This window comes from Achromobacter sp. 1014246743 (assembly GCF_059760725.1).
Genome location: NZ_JCBANA010000015.1, coordinates 33058 through 53818, shown reverse-complemented (window position 1 = coordinate 53818; position 20761 = coordinate 33058). Strand labels below are relative to the sequence as shown.

At 67.1% G+C, this 20761-nt stretch carries 15 protein-coding genes; 5 read left to right on the top strand and 10 right to left on the bottom strand.

What is annotated here, in order from left to right; all coding sequences use genetic code 11:
• Positions 1-26 precede the first annotated feature (26 nt).
• The 3 genes from AC6LJ2_RS08750 to AC6LJ2_RS08740 are packed head-to-tail and all read right to left on the bottom strand — an operon-like array spanning position 27 to position 3324.
• Positions 27-1088, bottom strand: a complete 1062-nt coding sequence (locus AC6LJ2_RS08750; protein ID WP_498151195.1) for an NAD(P)H-dependent flavin oxidoreductase — start codon at positions 1086-1088, stop codon at positions 27-29.
• Positions 1089-1106: 18 nt separating this feature from the next.
• A complete protein-coding gene (locus AC6LJ2_RS08745) occupies positions 1107-2084 on the bottom strand; it encodes a Bug family tripartite tricarboxylate transporter substrate binding protein (protein ID WP_263912826.1) in 978 nt (325 codons plus the stop codon).
• Between the two features lie 34 nt (positions 2085-2118).
• Entirely contained in the window at positions 2119-3324 is a 1206-nt protein-coding gene (locus tag AC6LJ2_RS08740) for a YbfB/YjiJ family MFS transporter (RefSeq protein WP_498151194.1), read from the bottom strand.
• A 65-nt stretch (positions 3325-3389) separates the two neighbouring features.
• Here AC6LJ2_RS08740 and AC6LJ2_RS08735 point away from each other — a divergent pair, with 65 nt between their 5' ends.
• Positions 3390-4262 carry a LysR family transcriptional regulator gene (locus AC6LJ2_RS08735; protein ID WP_263912828.1) on the top strand — a complete coding sequence of 291 codons (873 nt, stop codon included), beginning with the start codon at positions 3390-3392 and terminating at the stop codon, positions 4260-4262.
• Between the two features lie 16 nt (positions 4263-4278).
• On the opposite strand, the gene AC6LJ2_RS08730 is transcribed toward AC6LJ2_RS08735, so the two are convergent.
• From AC6LJ2_RS08730 to AC6LJ2_RS08705, 6 genes are all read right to left on the bottom strand, one after another.
• Positions 4279-4917: an OmpW/AlkL family protein gene (locus AC6LJ2_RS08730; protein WP_175193304.1), complete on the bottom strand. Its 639-nt coding sequence runs from the start codon at positions 4915-4917 to the stop codon at positions 4279-4281.
• 152 nt (positions 4918-5069) lie between these two features.
• Complete coding sequence (locus AC6LJ2_RS08725; RefSeq protein WP_263912829.1) at positions 5070-5597, bottom strand: chromate transporter; 528 nt, start codon at positions 5595-5597, stop codon at positions 5070-5072.
• Complete coding sequence (locus tag AC6LJ2_RS08720) at positions 5594-6172, bottom strand: chromate transporter (protein WP_445657965.1); 579 nt, start codon at positions 6170-6172, stop codon at positions 5594-5596. The genes AC6LJ2_RS08725 and AC6LJ2_RS08720 overlap by 4 nt, the downstream gene beginning before the upstream one ends.
• Before the next feature lie 127 nt (positions 6173-6299).
• Positions 6300-7766, bottom strand: a complete 1467-nt coding sequence (locus AC6LJ2_RS08715; protein ID WP_445657966.1) for a glutamate synthase subunit beta — start codon at positions 7764-7766, stop codon at positions 6300-6302.
• A gap of 8 nt (positions 7767-7774) precedes the next feature.
• Positions 7775-12514 carry a glutamate synthase-related protein gene (locus AC6LJ2_RS08710; protein ID WP_263912831.1) on the bottom strand — a complete coding sequence of 1580 codons (4740 nt, stop codon included), beginning with the start codon at positions 12512-12514 and terminating at the stop codon, positions 7775-7777.
• 369 nt (positions 12515-12883) lie between these two features.
• The gene (locus AC6LJ2_RS08705; RefSeq protein WP_263912832.1) at positions 12884-13654 is read right to left on the bottom strand and encodes a hypothetical protein; all 771 of its coding nucleotides are present in this window, start codon (positions 13652-13654) and stop codon (positions 12884-12886) included.
• Between the two features lie 232 nt (positions 13655-13886).
• Between AC6LJ2_RS08705 and fghA the strand changes: the two genes are divergently transcribed.
• From fghA to rpoH, 3 genes are all read left to right on the top strand, one after another.
• Positions 13887-14750: an S-formylglutathione hydrolase gene (gene fghA / locus AC6LJ2_RS08700; protein WP_263912833.1), complete on the top strand. Its 864-nt coding sequence runs from the start codon at positions 13887-13889 to the stop codon at positions 14748-14750.
• 97 nt (positions 14751-14847) lie between these two features.
• Positions 14848-15537: a hypothetical protein gene (locus AC6LJ2_RS08695; protein WP_175193299.1), complete on the top strand. Its 690-nt coding sequence runs from the start codon at positions 14848-14850 to the stop codon at positions 15535-15537.
• A gap of 189 nt (positions 15538-15726) precedes the next feature.
• Positions 15727-16611 (top strand): RNA polymerase sigma factor RpoH, encoded by an 885-nt coding sequence (gene rpoH, locus AC6LJ2_RS08690; protein WP_445657967.1) that lies wholly within the window; start codon positions 15727-15729, stop codon positions 16609-16611.
• Positions 16612-16938: 327 nt separating this feature from the next.
• Here rpoH and cpdA read toward each other — a convergent pair whose 3' ends face one another.
• Complete coding sequence (gene cpdA / locus AC6LJ2_RS08685; protein WP_498151193.1) at positions 16939-17778, bottom strand: 3',5'-cyclic-AMP phosphodiesterase; 840 nt, start codon at positions 17776-17778, stop codon at positions 16939-16941.
• Between the two features lie 187 nt (positions 17779-17965).
• Between cpdA and AC6LJ2_RS08680 the strand changes: the two genes are divergently transcribed.
• Positions 17966-20758 (top strand): cation:proton antiporter, encoded by a 2793-nt coding sequence (locus AC6LJ2_RS08680; RefSeq protein WP_498151192.1) that lies wholly within the window; start codon positions 17966-17968, stop codon positions 20756-20758.
• Positions 20759-20761: the final 3 nt, after the last annotated feature.

Below are 20761 nucleotides of genomic sequence, written 5' to 3'. Positions count from 1 at the left end.
CGGCGGGCCGTCGGCCGGCCCTCGCGTCAGCCGCGCGAGCGCGCCGTTGCGGTTTCGCGGACCAATCGGGCGACCAGCGCGGCCGTGCTTTCACGCCGTGCCAGCGGGGCCCCCTGGCCCGCCCAAAGGGACAGAACGGCCACGTTGCCGGCCTTGCCGCCCGCCGTGCGCATCGGCCGCGTCAGCGCATTCTGCAGGGGGTACGGCAGGATGTCGTCTGATAATTGGTCGGCATCCCGCATGAAGGAGTTCACGATACCGCGGGCCGGACGTCCGGAAAACGCCCGGGTCACCCGGGATTGCTCGGCGCGCGAGGCGGGCAGCACCGCCTTGTAGGCGTCGTTGATGCCGGCTTCGTCGGTGGTCAGGAAGGCCGTCCCCATTTGTGCGGCCTGGGCGCCCAGGGCCAGGGCGGCCGCGATGCCGCGGCCGTCCATGATGCCGCCCGAAGCAATGACGGGCACTGACACCGCGTCGGCGATCTGCGGTACCAGCGCCATGGTGCCGATCAGCGAATGCTCGAAATCGTCCAGAAAAGTGCCCCGATGACCGCCCGCTTCGGCACCCTGGGCCACGATGGCGTCCACCCCGTCCTGCTCCAGGGCCACGGCTTCGCGCACCGTGGTGGCCGTGCCGACCGTAAGGATGCCCAGTTCGCGGCAGCGCGCCAGCGCATCGGCGGGCATGCGGCCGAACGTGAAGCTGAAGACTGCCGGCCGCACGCGCAGCACGGCGTCGATCTGGCCGGGCAAGGGGTCCGCCTGCGGCCCGGGGGCGGCGGGCGCCGGCAGGCCCAACTGGGCGTGGTAGCGCGCCAGCAGGTCCAGCATGCGGGAGGCATTGCCGTGGTAGGGCTGGTCCGGCACCGAGGCGAACAGGTTGATCGCAAACGGCCGGTCGGTGCGTTCGCGGATCGCGCCTGCGGCCGCGTCAATCTGCTCGGGCGTCAGGTACGCCGCTCCCAGGGATCCCAGGACGCCCGCCTTCGACGCCTCGGACACCAGCTCGACCGTCGTCGCGCCGCCGGCCATGGGCGCCTGGATGATGGGGTGGTCGAGCTTGAGCTGATCGAGAAGGCGGGATGCCATGGAAGTCTCCTGGTTGGGTTACTGAAGCTGGATGTTTCCAGCCTTGATGACGTGGTCCCACTTGGCCGTTTCGCTCTTGATGAACGCGCCGAATTCCTCGGGCGTGCCGCCGCCGGCCTGGCTGCCGGTGTCGGCAATGGCCTTCTGCACGTCCGCTTCCTTCAGGATGCGGTTGAGCTCGGCGTTGAGCTTGGCGATGATGGGCGCGGGGGTGCCGGCGGGGGCGACGATGCCCTGCCAGTTGTACGACTCGAAGCCCGGCAGGCCGGATTCCGCCATGGTGGGCACGTCCGGCAGCACCGCCAGGCGCTGGGCCGACGTCACCGCGATGGGGTGGATCTTCTTGCCCTGGATGGCGGGCAACGCCGAATAGCCCATTTCGAACATCATCGAGATGTGGCCGCCCATCAGGTCGGTGGCAGCCAGGCTGCCGCCCTTGTAGGGCACATGCACGATGTCGATCTTGGCCTGTTCGCGGAACATTTCGCCCGACAGGTGATGCGCGCCGCCCACGCCCGATGAACCGAACGACAGCTTGCCCGGCTGCTTCTTGGCCATGGCGATCAGGTCCGCCAGCGTCTTGACCGGCAGTTCGTTGTTCACGCTGAGCACCAGCGGGCTGTTTTCGATCAGGATGACCGGCGCCAGGTCCTTGAGCGGGTCATAGGGCATGTCCTTCATCAGCGACGGGTTCACGGCCATCGGCGCCAGGTTGCCGGTGCCGATGGTGTAGCCGTCGGGGGCGGCCTTGGCGATGAGGTTGGTGCCGACGACGCCGCCCGCCCCGGCCTTGTTTTCCACCACGATGGGCTGGCCCAGCGATTCGCCCAGCTTGCGCGCCAACAGGCGCACCCGGGTATCGGCAAAGCCGCCCGGGGCGTAGGGCACGATCATGGTGATGGGTTTGGCGGGCCAGTCGGTGGCCTGGGCCTGTGCGACGCCGCTGAAGGCGGCGAAGGCCGCCAGGGCAGCGACCAAGGGGCGTAGCGATTTCATGCTGGGTGACTCCTCTTTCTAATGTGATGGGTTCCTAGGAACCCATCGCATTATGCCCAGCGTTGGGGGCGGCGACGCTGATTTTTCCCAGGCGCCAGGCCGACAGCGCCAGCAGCACCGCGCCGCCCGCCAGCACTTGCGGCAGGCCGGCGCCCCAGCGGGCCGCGCCCGAGGCCAGCAGCGGACCCAGGATCTGCCCGGCGGCAAAGGACGACGTCATGATGGCGGCGGCGCGCGGCGCGGCCGGCCCGGCCAGCCGCTGGGCGGCCAGCATGCCTGCCTGGGTGATGACCATGAAGGTGCCGCCCACCAGGATGGCGGCGACGATGACGGCGGCGATGTTGTGCCAGATCGCCGCGGCCAGCATGCCCAGCGCCATCACCGCTTGCGCGCCGCGCCAGACCGCCTTGTCGTCCAGCGCCTGCGCCACGCGGGGCGCAAGCAGGCAGGACAGCGCGGCCGCCAGGCCGAACAGCGGCCAGGCCCAGCCGAACACGGCGGGGTCGGGAATGATCTCGCGGGCCATGGCCGGCAGGAACGTGGCGGGGATGATGTAGCTGGCGCCGAAGACGCCATAGTGCAGGGCCAGCCGGCCGATACCTGGCGGCAGGCCGACGGGCACGGCCACGGTTCCCAGGTGCGCCTTGGCGTCGGCGCGGGACAGGCGCGGCCAGGCCAGCGCGGACAAGCCCAGGGTCAGTACGCCCAGCGTCGTCCAGTTGGCGTTGGCGTCGGCGCCCATGGCCATCAGCGCCAGGCAGGCCAGGCCCGTCAGGGCGATGCCGGCGCCGACGCCGGCATAGGTGATGGCCGCTACCGCCGGGCGGCGCGGATCGTCGGCGGCCACAGGCCGGGCGGCGGCAATGCAGATGAAGGCGCTGGCGCTGGCGTAGCCCGCCGCCAGCCGCAGCAGGGCCCAGGCCAGCACGCCATGGAACCCGGGCATCGCCAGGGTCAACAGGCCCACGGCCAGCAGGCTGGCGGCCAGCATGGTGCGTGGATGGCGCGGGGGCCGCACGGCCGCGGCCAACGCGCCCAGCAGATAGCCCGCGTAGTTGGCCGATGCCAGCCAGCTGCCCTGCGCCAACGACAACCCGGCCTCCTGGGCCATCAGCGGCCAGACGGGGGTAAAGGCGAACCGGCCGATGCCCATGGCGGCGGCCAGCGCCAGCGCGGCGGGCCAGGCCAGCGAGGCGGCTCCGCGCGGGCGGACGGAATCAGGGTGGGCGGCTATTGACATGGCTCCCACTCTACGGCTGTACTAATATCTTGAATAGTGAATTATTCAGAACTTGAGTTCTTGAAATGAGAAACTTAGACCTCGACGCGTTGCAGATCTTCAAGGCGGTGGCCGACCACGGCGGCGTGGCGCGTGCCGCGGCCCACCTGAACCGGGTGCAGTCCAACGTGTCCACGCGCCTGAAGCAACTGGAAAGCTCGCTGGCCGCGCCGCTGTTCCGGCGCCAGAACCGCCGCCTGGTGCTGTCCGACCAGGGGCGCGTGCTGCTGTCCTATGCCGACCGCCTGCTGCGCCTGTCGGCCGAGGCCCAGGCGGCGGTGCGCGACGGCGCGCCGCAGGGCCTGCTGCGCATCGGCACCATGGAAAGCACGGCCGCGGCGCGCCTGCCGCCCATCCTGGCGGCCTACCATGCGGCCTGGCCGCAAGTGCGTATCGAACTGGTCACCGGCACGTCGGGTGCATTGGCCGCCAAGGTGCGCAACTACGAGATCGAAGCGGCGTTCGTGGCCGAACCGTTCGACGGCCAGGGGCTGGCGCAGCAGCCGGTTTTCCAGGAAGAATTGGCGCTGATTTCACCCTTGGCCTGGCCCGAGATCCGCGGCCCCGAAGACGTGGGCGACCGCAGCGTCATTGCGTTCACGGCCGGCTGCTCGTACCGCCGCATCCTGGAATCATGGTTCAGCCAGGCGGGCGTGGCGCCGGGCAAGGTGATGGAATTCGCGTCCTACCACGCCATCGTGGCGTGCGTGGCCGCGGGATCGGGCGTGGCCATCGTGCCGCGCTCGGTGCTGGCGGTGCTGGGGGCGCAAGCGTCGCTGCGTGTCATGCCCCTGTCCGGCCAGCATGGCCGCGCGCAGACGCAGCTGGTCTGGCGCGCAGATGACGAAACGCCTGCATTGCAGGCGTTCCAGGACTTGCTCGCGCAGCGCCGCCCTTGATGGGCGGGCATGGGGGTCAGAAGCGGTAGCCGACGCCCATGGTCAGCACCCACGGGTCGATGCGTGCGGTGCCGATGTGTTCGCCGTTCAGCTTCACCTTCGACTTGATGTCGATGTAGCGGATGTCGGCGTTCATGAACCAGCGTTCGTTGATCTTGATGTCCGCGCCCAGTTGCGCAGCCACGCCCCACGAGTCGCCCATCTTCAGGTCCGATCCCTTCAGCGCGCCTTCGGCCTTGGTGTCGAAGAACTTGGTGTAGTTGATGCCCACGCCGATGTAGGGCTGGACCATGCTGTCGGGCAGGATGTGCCATTGCAGGCTGAGCGTGGGCGGCAATTGCTTGCTCGAACCGATCTTGCCCAGGCCGCTGCCGTGCACGTCATGCTGGAACGGCCAGGCGCCCAGCAGTTCGATACCGATGTTGCGCGTGGCCATGTAGGCCAGCGTGAAGCTGGGGCGCACGTTGTTGTTGGCATCGAGCTTGACGCTGCCGTCGAGCACGGTGCCGTTGTTCGATGCGGGGCGAACCTGCGTTGCGCCGACCCGGAACAGGATGTCGCCGGCTTCGTGGGCCTGGGCGGGGGCGGCAAACGCGCCGGCAGCGATCAGGCCGGCGATGGCGGTGGCGCGGATACGCCCATTCAGCGAAAACATTTTCTTCTCCGATCTTTCCATGGGGTGAGTGGAAAGGTTCGCAGACCCGGCGCCGGGGCCGGTTGATATGCGTCAAACGCTGCGGGCAAGCCGGCGCCGCCGTGGCTGCACTGCAACAACGGGCAGCGCAGACGGCAAGCGCAAGGGGGGAATCAGGCCAGCGCGGCCAGGAACACGGCGGCGCCCAGCGCCAGCATCAGGAAGGGGCTGACCCGCGTGTAGACCAGCGCCAACGTGGATGCCGCGGCCACGCCCCAGGCCCAGGCGCCGCCCTCGGCGGCGCGCAGCACGGTGCAGGAAGACGCCAGGATCATGCCGGCGGCGACCGGCACCAGTCCGGCTTCGATGGCGCGCACGCAGGTGGCGTGGCGGTAGCGCGCCCAGACCCGCGCCAGCGCGTAGATCAGCAGCGAACAGGGCAGGAAGATGGCGATCGACGCCGCGATCGCGCCGCCCCATCCGCCCACGTGCCAGCCGATCAGCGTCACCAGCAACGACGCCGGACCGGGCGTGATGCGCGACAGTGCGAAGTAGTCCAGGAATTGCGACTCGTTGATCCAGCCATAGCTGTCCACCGCCTGGCGGTGGATGTCGGGCAGGATGCTCTGGCCGCCGCCCACCGTCAGGAACGACAGCGGCGTGAACACCGAGAACAGGTCGTGCAACAGGGCCAGGTTCATGGGCGCCGCCCTTGGCGCCGCAAGCGGCTGTAGGCGATGCCGATGGACAGCGGCGCCATGGCGCCCACCACCCACAGCAAGGGCAGGCGCAACAGGAAGATCGCGGCGAAGGTGATGCCCATGACTGCGGTCGGTACCCAGCCGACCAGCGCGCGCCGCGCGGCGCGCAGGCCGGTCTGCAGCGACACGCCCACCGCTGCAGCCGCCACGCCCGCCATGGCCATGTGCAGCCCCTGTGACTGCGCCAGGCTGGCGAACAGCGCGGCCACGCCGATGGCCACGACCATCGGCGGCACCGTGATGCCCAGGCCGCCCAGCAAGGCGCCGGGGCCGCCGCGCAGCCGGAAGCCGATCCAGATGGCCAGGTTCACCACGTTGACGCCGGGAAACGACTGCGCCAGCGCCAGGCCGCTGAGAAAATCGGACTCCGACATCCACCGCCGTTGCTGCACGAATTCGCGCAGCATCCAGCCGCTCAGGCCGCCGCCAAAGCTGGTCAGGCCGACCTTGGTGAAGGCCAGGAAAATCTGCGGCAGCGTCGGCGGGGCGGCAAGCTCGGGTTCGGGGGCGGACATGGCGGGGGGCGGCGGCGGGGTCGATGCCGCATCTTACGGAAACGAAAGTGTCGGTTGCCTGAAAAGACTTCGCCGCCTTGGCACTGGATGCGCAAGGCGGCGAAATCAGGGCGTTACGTGCCGGGGATCAGCGCGGCAATTCGCTCGATCCCATCAGATAGGCATCCACCGACCGCGCGCACTGACGGCCTTCGCGGATGGCCCAGACCACCAGGGACTGGCCGCGGCGCATGTCGCCGGCGGTGAAGACCTTTTCCACGCTGGTGCGATAGTCGTCGGTGTTGGCGCGCACGTTGCCACGCGCGTCGCGATCCACGCCGAACGCATCCAGCACCGTCTGCACCGGCGACACGAAGCCCATGGCCAGCAGCACCAGGTCGGCCTTGATCTCGAATTCCGAGCCTTCGACCTCGCGCATCTTCATCTGGCCGGTGGACTCGTCCTTGAACCACTCGACGCGGGCGCCGACCAGCTTTTCGACCTTGCCGTTGCTGCCCTTGAGCAGCTTGGTGGTCACGGACCAGTCGCGGTCGCAGCCTTCTTCGTGCGACGACGAGGTGCGCATCTTCAGCGGCCAGTACGGCCACGTCATGGACTTGTTCTCGGACTCGGGCGGCTGGGGCATCAGCTCGAATTGCGTGACCGAGGCCGCACCGTGGCGGTTGCTGGTGCCCACGCAGTCGGACCCGGTGTCGCCGCCGCCGATCACCACCACGTGCTTGCCCTTGGCCAGCGTCTGGTTGGTGAGGCGGTCGCCGGCCACGGCCTTGTTCTGCTGGCGCAGGAAGTCCATGGCGAAGTACACGCCCGACAGTTCGCGCCCGGGCACCGGCAGGTCGCGCGGGGTTTCCGAGCCGCCGCTCATCACCACGGCGTCGAACTCGGCCAGCAGCGACTGCGGGGTGCGCACGGTCAGGCCGTCAGCGACGGCATCCGACGGGTTGCCGACGTAGGTCGACGGCGCGAATTCCACGCCTTCGGCTTCCATCTGCGAGATGCGGCGGTCGATCTGGTGCTTTTCCAGCTTGAAGTCGGGGATGCCGTAGCGCAGCAGGCCGCCGATGCGATCGCTCTTTTCGAACAGGGTCACCGAGTGGCCGGCGCGCGCCAGTTGCTGGGCGCAGGCCAGGCCGGCCGGGCCCGAACCCACCACCGCGACTTTCTTGCCGGTCTTGCGGGCAGGCACCAGCGGGGTCACCCAGCCTTCGGCCCAGCCCTTGTCGATGATGGCGTGCTCGATGGACTTGATGCCGACAGCGTCGCTGTTGATGTTCAAGGTACAGGCGGCTTCACACGGCGCCGGGCAGATCCGGCCGGTGAACTCGGGGAAGTTGTTGGTCGAGTGCAGCACGTCCAGCGCACGGCGCCAGTCCTGCTTGTAGACCAGGTCGTTCCAGTCCGGAATGATGTTGTTGACCGGGCAGCCGTTGTTGCAGAACGGGATGCCGCAGTCCATGCAGCGCGCCGCCTGCTGCTTGGCCTGGTCATCGGTCAGGTGCAGCACGAATTCGCGCCAGTTCTTCAGCCGCTTCTGCGGGGCCTCCGAGGCCTCCTGCAGACGCTGAAATTCCATAAAGCCGGTAATCTTTCCCATGGTATCCCTCACGCAGCCAGTTGTTGCGGGTTGGCTGCACGCCACATTTCACCCAATGCGCGGCGGTAGTCCGTCGGCATGACCTTTACGAATTTGCCGCGCGATGCTTCCCAGTCGCCCAGGATTTCGCGGGCGCGGAAGCTGCCGGTGTAGCGGAAGTGGTCTTCCACCAGGCGGCGCAGGATGGTTTCATCCGTTTCGCGCTCGCCACCGCGCTGCGCGCTGTGCCAGATGTCGATGTTGTTCTGGGCCTGTTGTTCCGCATGCGGAACCACGGCTTCCAGTTCGACCATCGACAGGTTGGCGCGATGCTTGAGCGTGCGCTCGGGGTCCCACACATATGCCACGCCACCCGACATGCCCGCCGCGAAGTTGCGGCCGGTAGCGCCCAGCACCACGACGGTGCCGCCGGTCATGTATTCGCAGCCGTGGTCGCCCGTGCCTTCCACCACCGTGGCGGCGCCCGAGTTGCGCACCGCGAAACGCTCGCCAGCCACGCCGTTGAAGAACGCTTCGCCGGCCAGCGCGCCGTACAGGACGGTGTTGCCGGCGATGATGTGGTCGGGGCCGAAGCCGCGGAAGTCGTTGGGCGAGCGCACGATGATGCGGCCGCCGGACAGACCCTTGCCCACGTAGTCGTTGCCTTCGCCCACCAGGTCCATGGTGATGCCATGGGCCAGGAACGCGCCGAAGCTCTGGCCGGCCGTGCCGTTGCACTGGATGTGGATCGTGTCGTCCGGCAGGCCGTCATGGCCGTAGCGCGATGCCACCGCGCCGGACAGCATGGCGCCGATGGTGCGGTTGCGGTTGCGCACCGGCACGATGAACGAGACCTTCTCGCCGCGCTCCAGCGCCGGCTTGCTGCGTTCGATCAGCTGGTGATCCAGCGCGCCGGCCAGGCCGTGGTCCTGCTCTTCGGTCTGGCGCACGTCGGCGTCGGACTGGGTCTGGTGGAATACGCGGGCAAAGTCCAGGCCCTGGGCCTTCCAGTGTTCGACGCCCGAGCGCATGTCCAGCAGGTCGGCGCGGCCGATCAGGTCATCGAACTTGCGGATGCCCAGTTGGGCCATGATCTCGCGCACTTCCTCGGCAATGAAGAAGAAGAAGTTGACGACGTGTTCGGGCTTGCCCTGGAACTTCTTGCGCAGCACCGGATCCTGCGTGGCCACGCCCACCGGGCAGGTGTTCAGGTGGCACTTGCGCATCATGATGCAGCCTTCGACGACCAGCGGGGCCGTGGCGAAGCCGAATTCATCGGCGCCCAGCAGCGCGCCGATGACGACGTCGCGACCGGTCTTCATCTGGCCGTCGGCCTGCACGCGGATGCGGCTGCGCAGGCGGTTCAGCACCAGTGTCTGCTGCGTTTCGGCCAGACCCAGTTCCCAGGGCGTGCCCACGTGCTTGATGGACGACACCGGCGATGCGCCCGTGCCGCCGTCGTGGCCGGCGATCACGACGTGATCGGCCTTGGCCTTGGCGACACCCGCGGCCACCGTGCCCACGCCCACTTCCGACACCAGCTTGACCGAGATCGATGCCTTCGCATTGACGTTCTTCAGGTCGTGGATCAGCTGGGCCAGGTCTTCGATCGAGTAGATGTCATGGTGCGGCGGCGGCGAAATCAGGCCCACGCCCGGCACCGAATAGCGCAGCTTGGCGATGTATTCCGACACCTTGTGGCCGGGCAACTGGCCGCCTTCGCCGGGTTTGGCGCCCTGCGCCATCTTGATCTGGATCTGGTCGGCCGACGACAGGTATTCAGCGGTGACGCCAAAGCGGCCCGACGCGACCTGCTTGATCTTCGAGCGCAGCGAGTCGCCCTTCTTGAGCGCCACGTCGGCTTCGATGCGGTCCGAACCCAGCAGCGAGGCCAGCGTATCGCCGTCCTTGATGGTGCTCTTGCCTTCGCGCATTTCGGCGCGGTAGCGCAGTTCGTCTTCGCCGCCTTCGCCGGTGTTGGACTTGCCGCCGATGCGGTTCATGGCCACGGCCAGCACCGAGTGGGCTTCGGTCGAGATCGAACCCAGCGACATGGCGCCGGTGGCAAAGCGCTTGACGATGTCCTTGGCCGGTTCGACGTCATCGAGCGGAATCGCACGCGACGGATCGAAGCGGAACTCGAACAGGCCGCGCAGCGTCATGTGGCGACGGCTCTGGTCGTTGATGATCTGCGCGTACTCCTTGTACGTGCGGTAGTTGTTGGCGCGCGACGCATGCTGCAGCTTGGCGATGGAATCCGGCGTCCACATGTGCTCTTCGCCGCGCACGCGATAGGCGTATTCGCCGCCCGCGTCCAGGTCGTTGGCCAGCACCGGATCGGTGCTGAAGGCCGCGCGGTGCTGGCGCAGCGCTTCTTCGGCCACCTGGAAGATGCCGATGCCTTCGATGTTGGACGAGGTGCCGGTGAAGTACTTGTTCACCAGGCTGCTCTGCAGGCCCACGGCTTCGAAGATCTGCGCACCGGTGTAGGACATGTAGGTGGAAATGCCCATCTTGGACATCACCTTGTTCAGGCCCTTGCCGATCGCCTTGATGAAGTTCTTGACGGCCTTTTCCGGGTCGTTCATCTTGCCCAGCGATTCCAGCGCCAGGTAGGGGTGAATCGCCTCGGCGCCGTAGCCGCCCAGCAATGCGAAGTGGTGCACTTCGCGGGCCGAGCCGGTTTCGACCACCAGGCCGGTGTTGGTGCGCAGGCCCGCGCGGATCAGGTGCTGGTGCACGGCCGACGTGGCCAGCAGCGCGGGAATCGCCACGCGCTCGCTGTCGACCAGGCGGTCCGACACGATCAGGATGTTGTAGCCGCTTTGCACCGCATCCACGGCCCGGGCGCACAGCGCGGCCACGCGGGCTTCGATGCCTTCGGGGCCCCAGGCGGCCGGGTAGGTGATGTCCAGTTCGAAGCTGCGGAACTTCTTGCCGGTGACCTGTTCGATGTCGCGGATCTGCGCCATGGCGGCGAAATCCAGCACCGGCTGCGACACTTCAAGGCGCAGCGGCGGGTTGACGTTGTTGATGTCCAGCAGGTTGGGCTTGGGGCCGATGAACGACACCAGCGACATCACCATCTGCTCGCGGATGGGGTCGATGGGCGGGTTCGTGACCTGGGCGAACAACTGGCGGAAGTAGTTGTAGAACGGCTTGGCTCGGTCGGACAGCACGGCCAGCGGGGCGTCGTTGCCCATCGAGCCGATCACTTCCTCGCCGGACGTGGCCATGGGTTCCAGGATGAACTTGTAGTCTTCCTGGGTCCAGCCGAAGGCCTGCTGGCGGTCCAGCAGCGACACGGACGATTGCGTCGCCACGGCGGCCTGGCGCGGGGCCGGCAGCGATTCCAGCTTGATCTGCAGGCGCTCGATCCACTGGCGGTACGGGCGGCTGTTGGCCAGCTGCAGCTTGATTTCGGCGTCGTCGATGATGCGGCCCTGTTCCAGGTCGATCAGGAACATCTTGCCCGGCTGCAGGCGCCACTTCTTGACGATGCGGTTTTCGGGAATGGACAGCGTGCCGGCTTCCGAGGCCAGGATGACCATATCGTCATCGGTGACCAGGTAGCGCGCCGGGCGCAGACCGTTGCGGTCCAGCGTGGCGCCGATCTGGCGGCCATCGGTGAACGCGACGGCGGCGGGGCCGTCCCACGGCTCCATCATGGCGGCGTGGTACTCGTAGAAGGCACGGCGGCTTTCGTCCATCTGCGTGTGCTGTTCCCAGGCTTCCGGGATCATCATCATCATGGCGTGGGCCAGCGAGTAGCCCGAGTTCACCAGCAGTTCCAGGCAGTTGTCGAACGTGGCGGTGTCGGACTGGCCTTCGTAGACGATGGGGTAGAGCTTTTTCAGGTCGTCGCCCAGCACGGCCGACTGCATCATGCCTTCGCGGGCGCGCAGCCAGTTGAAGTTGCCCTTGACCGTGTTGATTTCGCCGTTGTGGGCGATCATGCGGTACGGGTGGGCCAGCGGCCAGGCGGGGAAGGTGTTGGTCGAGAAGCGTTGGTGCACCAGCGCCAGCGCGGACACCGTGCGCGGGTCGGCCAGGTCGCGGTAGTAGCGGCCCACCTGGTCGGCCAGCAGCAGGCCCTTGTAGACCACGGTGCGCACCGAGGCCGACGGCACGAAGTATTCCTTGCCGTGCGCCAGGTGCATGTGCTGGATGGCGTGGCTGGCGGTCTTGCGGATCACGTACAGCTTGCGCTCGAGCGCGTCGGGCACCATCACGTCGGCGCCGCGGCCGATGAACAGCTGGCGGATCACCGGCTCGCAGTCGCGCACGGTGGGCGACATGGGCATGTCGACGTCCACCGGCACGTTGCGCCAGCCCAGCACCACCTGGCCCTCGGCGCGCACCGAGCGCTCCAGCTCTTGTTCGCAGGCCAGACGCGAGGCGGTTTCCTTGGGCAGGAACACCATGGCCACGCCGTATTCGCCGGGCGGGGGCAGGGTGATGCCGTGCTGGGCGAATTCCTCACGGTAGAGCGTGTCGGGAATCTGGATCAGGATGCCGGCGCCGTCGCCCATCAGCTTGTCCGCGCCCACCGCACCGCGGTGATCCAGGTTTTCCAGGATCTTCAGGCCCTGCTGGATGATGGCGTGGCTTTTCTTGCCCTTGATATGTGCCACGAACCCCACGCCGCAAGCGTCGTGCTCGTTCTTGGGGTGGTACAGGCCCTGGGCAGGCGGCATGCCGATGCGGGTGGCATCGATCGGGGTCGCCTTGGGGGTGGGACAGGAGTCGTTCGGGGTAATTTGGGGCATGGCGCGCTCCGCAGTGAGCCTGCGTCGTAATGTTGCAGTGCAGGAGACGGACAATACCCCCGCCAACAGTAGGGTGCAACAGGAATATAAGGGGTGTGACCCTAATTAAAAGAATGCACCGACATAGAGCATTAATATGGTGACGTATCAAAGCCCTTGCCAAATAAGGCTTGGCGAGGGCACGCCTTCCGTGCGGCCAGGCCAAGGGTAGTGAAATCCCTATTTTCCCGATCTTTCGTCCCCGTTTATTTTGATGTTTTCGCGTCACCGGGACGCTGCGGAGAACAGCGTCGGCAGGCACGAACGCAAGCGGCCGGCGGCGGCTTACCACGTGTCGGCAATGAAAAAAAAGCGCCCGAAGGCGCTGTGTCAGGAAGTCGAACCGGACGGGGTTGGCGGCGAGACGGGAGCAGGCGTCGCCGCCTGTTCGGTGTCGGCAGCGGGCGCGGCCGGCTTCTTGCGCGGGCGGCCACGCTGCCCGGGCGCGACGCGGCGGCTGGCGGTGTGCGCCAGGCTGGCGATGAAGTTCGCGCCGCCCAACGCCCATTGGCCGGAGACGGCTTGGTCGATGCGCTGCGTTTCTTCGCGCGACAGGCCGTCTTGCAGGCGCTTGCGGTAATTGGCCTGGCGGTCGAACGGCGTATTGCCACACGCCCAGTAGTCGGCGTGGTCGGACTGCCATTGTGCCGGCGCGGCCGAAGTGTTGCCGGTATGGCTGGAGGCCGACGACCAGGGCCAGGAATCGGGATCTTGCGAGGCGCCGCTGCGCACGGGGTAGGTTTCCAGCCAGACCAGGGCGGGCAGCACCCAGGCGCCCGGCTCGAGCAATGCAGACCGGTAGCGGCCCGCGAAGACGCGGCCGCCCCGCAGGCGCGCAGCCAGGTTGCGGCCCAGCGTCTGCATCAGGCGCGGCAGGCCTTCTTCGTCGGCGGGCGTGGCCAAAAGCAGAATGCGGTCGTTGGCGAGCAGCCAGCCATGGACCGAGACCCGGTGGCGCTGGGCGGATTCGCCCAGCCACGCGGCAAGTTGGTTGAGGATATCGGCCGGGGCGGGCTGGGACGGCGCCGCCAGCGGCTGAATGAAGTTGGCCTGCACCAGTTGGGGCAGCCCAGGGGCGTACAGACGGGGCAGACGGGCCATAGTGTCAGGGCTTGCGCTTCCAGAAGAACGGGTTGTCTTCTCGTACTTATATAAATAGTGCCACGGTGGACGCTGGTCAAGCCCCGTGATCACAATATGGGCACGGAATCGATACTTTTTATAAGAAGGACCCCGTTTCGGGCAGGTTAACATTCGGCGACGGATCGTCGTACCGTGGATATACCCTAATCCCGACCGTGTTCATTTCAGCCTCAGCCCCCGGAGATCGCTCATGCCCGCCGCCCTGGAACTCATTTCCCAGCATCGCTGTTTTGGCGGCACGCAGCGCTATTACCGCCACGATTCGGCCGAGATCGGCCTGCCGATGCGTTTTTCGGTGTTCGTCCCGCCCCAGGCTGAGCAGGGCCCCGTGCCGGCGCTGGTCTACCTGGCCGGCCTGACCTGCACCGAAGAGACCTTCATGATCAAGGCGGGCGCCCAGCGCCTGGCCGCCGAACTGGGCGTGATGCTGGTGGCGCCCGACACCAGTCCGCGCGGCGCCAGCGTGCCGGGCGAAGACGAAAGCTGGGACCTTGGCACCGGTGCCGGCTTCTATGTGGACGCCACCACCGCGCCCTGGCGCGGCCACTACCGCATGGACAGCTACGTCACGCGGGAACTGCACGGCATCATCACCCGTGCCCTGCCAGGCGACGCCGCGCGGGTCGGCCTGTTCGGCCACTCGATGGGTGGGCACGGCGCACTGGTGCTGGCGTTGCGCAACCCGGGCCAGTACCGCTCGGTGTCGGCCTTCGCGCCGATTGCCGCGCCCAGCCAGTGCCCCTGGGGCAAAAAGGCGTTCGGCGCCTACCTGGGTGACAATCCGGACGACTGGGCGGCCTATGACGCTTCCCTGTTGATGCGCGGCCTGCGCCAGCCCTTCCCCGGCGGCATCCTGGTCGACCAGGGCACGGCAGACCAATTCCTGGCCGAACAGTTGTATCCCGAGGTTTTCGAAGCCGCCTGCGCCGCTGCGGGCCAGCCCCTGACCCTGCGTCGCCAGGACGGCTACGACCACGGCTACTACTTCATCTCGACGTTCATCGAAGATCACATCCGGTTTCACGTCGAGCGGCTTGGAAAGCCAGCCCCCTGACGTCTCGCTTCTATACTGGGCAGCCTGCCGGGGCAGGCTGTCGGCGCCGTGTGCACCAGACTGCCCGTCCCGGCGTTCTTGTTAAGGACCGCCTGATTTGATCAACGGAATCGCTCCCTTCGTCTGGATCCTGCTGGCCGCGATCGTCCTGTTTCTGCCGGGCATCGCCATGCTCCTGGGCAAGGGCGGCCCGCGCGACGAGCGCGGCCGTCGCACCTTCCAGTTCCGCCCGGTGCGGCGCCTGTTCGGCCTGATGCTGTTGCTGCTGGGCGGCGTGTCCGGCTTGCTGGCCTTGTCCCTGGTGCAGTTCTTCAGGCTGACCACCGACCAGCCGGTCGCCCGGATCGAGGCCCGCCAGCAGGCCGATGGCCAGTTCCAGGTCAGCGCCACCGCGCCGGGCGTGGGCGCCCGGCAATACGTGCTGTACGGCGACCAGTGGCAGATCGACGCCCGCGTCGTGCGCTGGCGCCTGCCGGCCCTGATGGCCGGCGTGCCGCCGCTGTACCGCCTCGAGCGCCTGTCCGGCCGCTACAGCGACACGGCGCGCGAAGCCTCGGCCACGCGCTCGGTGCACGCGCTGGACGACTGGCCCGCGCCGGACCTGGGCCAGCTCAAGCAAAGTTTCCCGAACTGGTTCCCCTTCGTCGATGTCCAATTCGGCAGCGCGGCCTACATGCCGCTTTTCGACGGCGCGAAATACCAGGTCTTCCTGGACCCCCGCGGCGCCCTGTTCGTCCGGCCGGACGGCGAGTCCACCGCCGAGGGCCTCAAACGCCTGGGCTGGTAGGGGGAGCCCCGCGCGGGAGCTGCCCGCCCTTGGGGCGGCCAGGCAGGCGGGCGGTTATGAATTTAAATTGGGGACGCGTTGCGAGAAGGAAACTTTGACGCGCCGCAATAGTCGAATTAGCACTCCCTTTACTAGAGTGCTAACATCGAATCCATGTTTTTACCCCTTCGCTCTCCGGAGACCGCCGCTATGAAACAACCCAGTACCTCGTTGGCCGCTTCCGGCAACGCCCTGGCGTTGGCCATTGCCAATCCGGGCGCACTCGGCACGATCGACGCGTACATTTCCGCAGTCAACCGCCTGCCGGTCCTGTCCGCCGAGCGCGAGACCGAACTGGGCCGTCGCCTGCGCGACCAGGAAGACCTGGGCGCCGCGCGCGAACTGGTGCTGTCGCACCTGCGCCTGGTGGTGTCGGTAGCTCGCCAGTACCTGGGTTACGGCTTGCCTCACGCCGACCTCATCCAGGAAGGCAATGTCGGCCTGATGAAGGCCGTGAAGCGCTTCGATCCCGAGCGCGGCGTGCGCCTGGTGTCGTTCGCCGTGCACTGGATCAAGGCCGAAATCCACGAATACATCATTCGCAACTGGCGTCTGGTCAAGGTGGCCACCACCAAGGCCCAGCGCAAGCTGTTCTTCAACCTGCGCAGCATGCGCCCCGACGGCCAGACGCTCGACCCCGAACAGGTCGACCACATCGCGCGCGAACTCAACGTGCGCCGCGAAGACGTCAGCGAAATGGAAGTGCGCATGTCCGGCCGCGACATGTCGCTGGAAAACCAGGATGACGATGACGACAGCTACGCGCCCATCGCGTACCTGTCCGACGAAGGCCGCCAGGAACCGACCCGCGTGCTGGAACGCGCCGCACGCGATCAGCTGCAAAGCACGGGGCTGTCCAGTGCCCTCGAAGCGCTGGATGCGCGCTCGCGCCGCATCGTCGAAGCCCGCTGGCTGCAAGACGACGGCGGCGCCACGCTGCACGAACTGGCCCAGGAATTCGGCGTATCCGCCGAACGCATCCGCCAGATCGAAGCGGCTGCACTGAAGAAAATGCGCGGCAACCTCGCCGCCTGATGCTTGCGTCGCACCACGTAAAAGGGCTGCCGTGTGCAGCCCTTTTCATTTGCGGGTGCAACCCCGCGAGGCGGGGCGCAGGCCGCTCGTGCCAAACCCTTCCCTATGTCAATAAATTGATACAAATTCATCGCGAAATAACGCGCGATTCCAGAAACTTAATGAGGTGCGCACCGCCTAACTTCACGTAGACCGCAAACTTTGGTTGGCAGTCTTGTCATCCGTCTCGGCTTCTCCTCTTTCCCCTCCCCTATGAGACGGATGCTTGCGGGGCACCACGCATATGGTGCCCCGTTTTTTATTGCGCGCGCCAAACGCACCAGGTCGCTAAGCCGCCTGCTCGCTGCCCGGCTCGGCCTGCGCCGTATGCCACAGGGCATCCTGGACGCGCCGCACGCCGGTGGCCATCGAGCCGTCTTGATAGAGCTTGATCCAGCGATAGCCCGGCGCCAGGTTGTCCACCACATGCTTGCCGTCGCGGATGCTGAACTGAAAGCAGGTGGATGGGGTGGCCAGCATGCGCAGGTTGTGCCGGCGGCGATCGAATTCGTGGTGCACGTGGCCCCACAGCAGCACGCGCACCTGCGGCCAGCGCGTCAACAACTTGAACAGCGCCTGCGGATTGTCGATCATCATCGAGTCGTGCCAGTGGCTGTCGATCTGCATCGGGTTGTGGTGCATGGCCAATAGCGTGTGCCGTCCGGGCGCCTCGGCCAGGGCGGCTTCCAGCAAGTCCAGCTGGCTGTCGGGCAGATGGCCGGCGTTCGAACCCGGCACGGTGGTGTCCAGCGACACCACCCGCCAGGCGCCCACGTCCGTCACGGGCGCCGACCATTGGGGCAGTTCCTGGCGCATCGCCGCCGGCAGGTCGTGGTTGCCGGGCAGGCAGCGGATCTGCGCGCCTTCCAGCGCCGGGGCCGAGCCGAGGGTGGCCGCCAGGCGGCGGTAGGCCGCGGGCTCGCCGTCCTGGGACAGGTCGCCGGTGGCCAGCAGCAGGTCGGGATGCTTGCCGTCGGCCTCGATCTGGCGCAGCACCGCGCGCAGGCTGGCGTCGGTATTGACGCCCAGCATCACGGTTTCGGGCTCGCCGAACAGATGGCAATCGGTCAATTGGACAAGCATGGCCGGGGGATCGTTGCGCCGGGCCAGGGTGTGGACGCGTGCCAAGTGCGGCTCCTGCAAAGTTCTGCACGGCCCTTACCTTACCGAAAAAGTCGCGGCTCGGCGCATGCCCGGTGGCAGGGATGGCGTAACGAAACGTGGTGGTGCAGGCGCCCGCGGCAGGACTTGCACGAAAACCCGCTATTCTTGTGGAACTTCTCACAAGCTTCATGATCGGGACGCGGCGTTTTCCATGGATGTAGGTTTTCTCGTATTCGGCCTGGCCGGCCTGTTGACGCTGGTGTGCTTCATGCCGCCCCTGGCCGGTCGCCTCAAGCTGCCCTATTCGGTGCTGCTGGCTATCGTCGGCTGCTTGCTGGGCATCATCGTGCACGTGCACGGCTGGGCGCCCAGCTGGATCGGCGATTTCCTGGATTCGCTGGAACGCTTCGAGATCTCGTCCGAGACCTTCCTGATGGTCTTCCTGCCGGTACTGCTGTTCGAGACCGCGCTGTCCATGAACGTGCGCCGGCTGATGGACGACATCGGGCCGATCCTGATGATGGCCATCGTGGCCGTCGTGGTGTGCACGGTGGTGGTGGGCGTGACGCTGGACGCCATTTCACCCTATGGCCTGGTGGTGTGCCTGCTGCTGGGCGCCATCGTGGCCACCACCGATCCGGTGGCGGTGGTGGGCATCTTCCGCGAAGTCGGGGCCCCCAAGCGCCTGACGACGCTGGTCGAGGGCGAAAGCCTGTTCAACGACGCGGCGTCGATCGCGTTGTATTCGGTGCTGCTGGCCGTTCTGGGTGGCCACGGCGAACTGACCGTCAGCGGCATCTTCAACGACTTCATCGTGCACTTCATCGGCGGCGGCATTGCCGGCTTTGCCATGGGGCGCCTGGCCTGTTTCCTGTTCGCCTGGCTGCGCGGCTTTCCCACCGCCGAGATTACGCTGACGCTGACGCTGGCCTATCTGTCGTTCTTCATTTCCGAGCACTACTTGAACGTGTCGGGCGTGGTGGCCACCGTGATCGCCGGCCTGGTGGTCGGCTCGACCGGGCGCACGCGCATGTCGCCCACCACCTTCGAATACCTGTCCAGCGCCTGGGAGCAATTCGGTTTCTGGGCCAATTCCCTCATCTTCCTGTTCGCGGCCATGCTGATTCCCAAGCTGATGGCCGCGGCCGATTGGCAGGAACTGGTGCTGGTTGGCGTCGTGTTCGTGGTGACCCTGGTGGCGCGTGCGATCGTGGTGTTCGGCCTCTTGCCCCTGCTGGGGCTGACCCGGCTGGGCACCAAGGTCAGCAATCCTTATAAGGTGGTGATGCTGTGGGGCGGCCTGCGCGGCGCCGTGTCGCTGGCGTTGGCGCTGGCCGTGACCGAGCAGACGGGGGTACCCGAAGAGGCGCGCCAGTTCATCGCCGTGGCCACCACCGGTTTCGTGCTGTTGACGCTGTTCGTCAATGGCATCAGCCTGCGGCCGCTGATCCGCATGCTGGGGCTGAACCAGCTGTCGCCGGTGGAACGCACCATCCGCAACCAGGCGCTGGCGGTGGCGCTGGAGGACCTGCAGGGCAAGACCGACGAAGTGGCCAAGACCGAACACATCGGCACCGAGGTGCGCGACCGCATCCGCGCCGTGTTCGACGCCAGCCTGACCAGCGTGCACGACGGCCAGGTCAGCCAGATGAGCGACGAGCAGCGCGTATCGGTGGGCCTGGCGATCGTGGCGCAGCGCGAAGAGGAAATGTTCTTCGACGTTCTCAAGGCGCAAATCGTCGACTGGCGCATGGCCGAGGCGCTGCTGGCACGGGCCGAACGGCTGGAGGATGCCATCCGCATGGGCGGCGTGCCCGGTTTCGAACGGGCCATCGTGGCGGACGTACGCTATTCCACCGGGTTCCGGCTGGCGTTGCGGTTGCATTACCTGTTCGGCTTCCAGGGCTGGCTGGCGCGCGAGCTGGGACAGCGGTTCGCCAACCTGATGAGCAAGCGGTCGGTCGCGCAGCGCCTGATCGTATTCGCGCGCGAACAGATCACGCCCCTGCTGGGCGAAGCCGCCACGCAGCGCATCGTGTCGCTGCACCAGCGGCGGCTGGACCTGATCGACAACGCCATGCAGGCGCTGAACCTGCAATATCCCTCGTATGCCCAGTGGCTGCAGGAAAGCTACCTGGGCCGCGTGGCCCGCGAGCTTGAACGCATCCGCTATCGCGACATGCTCGAGCAGTTCCTGATCAGCGGCGAGGTCTACGCCGACCTGATGGCGCAATTGAAGAGCCGCTGGGCGCACATCGACACGCATCCGCCGCTGGACATCGAAATGAGCGCGGCCGACCTGATCAACCGCGTGCCGCTGTTCGAAGGCCTGTCGGCCGATTCGCTGCGGGCCATCAGCAAGCTGCTCAAGCCGCGCCTGGCGCTGCCCGACCAGCGGGTCCTGACCAAGGGGCGGCACGGCGAGGAAATGTGTTTCGTGGCCTCGGGCGCCGTGGCGGTGCACCTGCCAGACAACACCATGATCGAGCTGGGCAGCGGCGAATTCTTTGGCGAACTGGGCCTGTTGGGCGAGCAGCAGATTGCGCCGGAAGTGACGTCGCTGGGCTACAGCAAGCTGCTCATGCTGTCGTCGCGGGATTTCCACGCGCTGCTGGCGCGTGACGAGCATTTGCGTGAGCGCATCCAGGTGGTGGCCAAGCAGCGGTTGCGCGCCATCGAGGTCTGGAAGCAGTTTTCGCAGGCGAACGCCGCGCCGGCGCCCGTGGTGCCTGCTCCGGCTTCCGTGCCGACGCCTTCGCAGGCCGCCGAGGCGGCCGAGGCCGCGGGGGCGGGGTTGGCGGATACGGGCGGTATCGATGTGCAAGCGTCGCGTGCACTGCGAGAGGCCGGCGACCATGGCGTCAGCCCGCACGAGGTTATCCAGCCCGATGCCGCTCGGCCCGCCCCGCTTGCGCAGGGGGAGTTGCAGGCGGGGGATGGGGCCGCGGATGACGCCTCGCGGCGCGACCCGCTGCTGGGCGAGCCCGGCGTGCAGCCGCGCTAGCGC

Bases quoted from the DNA above. Each gene is read 5' to 3' on its own strand.
- AC6LJ2_RS08750 (WP_498151195.1), bottom strand. From the start codon at position 1,088: ATGGCATCCCGCCTTCTCGATCAGCTCAAGCTCGACCACCCCATCATC.
- AC6LJ2_RS08745 (WP_263912826.1), bottom strand. From the start codon at position 2,084: ATGAAATCGCTACGCCCCTTGGTCGCTGCCCTGGCGGCCTTCGCCGCC.
- AC6LJ2_RS08740 (WP_498151194.1), bottom strand. From the start codon at position 3,324: ATGTCAATAGCCGCCCACCCTGATTCCGTCCGCCCGCGCGGAGCCGCC.
- AC6LJ2_RS08735 (WP_263912828.1), top strand. From the start codon at position 3,390: ATGAGAAACTTAGACCTCGACGCGTTGCAGATCTTCAAGGCGGTGGCC.
- AC6LJ2_RS08730 (WP_175193304.1), bottom strand. From the start codon at position 4,917: ATGTTTTCGCTGAATGGGCGTATCCGCGCCACCGCCATCGCCGGCCTG.
- AC6LJ2_RS08725 (WP_263912829.1), bottom strand. From the start codon at position 5,597: ATGAACCTGGCCCTGTTGCACGACCTGTTCTCGGTGTTCACGCCGCTG.
- AC6LJ2_RS08720 (WP_445657965.1), bottom strand. From the start codon at position 6,172: ATGTCCGCCCCCGAACCCGAGCTTGCCGCCCCGCCGACGCTGCCGCAG.
- AC6LJ2_RS08715 (WP_445657966.1), bottom strand. From the start codon at position 7,766: ATGGGAAAGATTACCGGCTTTATGGAATTTCAGCGTCTGCAGGAGGCC.
- AC6LJ2_RS08710 (WP_263912831.1), bottom strand. From the start codon at position 12,514: ATGCCCCAAATTACCCCGAACGACTCCTGTCCCACCCCCAAGGCGACC.
- AC6LJ2_RS08705 (WP_263912832.1), bottom strand. From the start codon at position 13,654: ATGGCCCGTCTGCCCCGTCTGTACGCCCCTGGGCTGCCCCAACTGGTG.
- fghA (WP_263912833.1), top strand. From the start codon at position 13,887: ATGCCCGCCGCCCTGGAACTCATTTCCCAGCATCGCTGTTTTGGCGGC.
- rpoH (WP_445657967.1), top strand. From the start codon at position 15,727: ATGAAACAACCCAGTACCTCGTTGGCCGCTTCCGGCAACGCCCTGGCG.
- AC6LJ2_RS08680 (WP_498151192.1), top strand. From the start codon at position 17,966: ATGGATGTAGGTTTTCTCGTATTCGGCCTGGCCGGCCTGTTGACGCTG.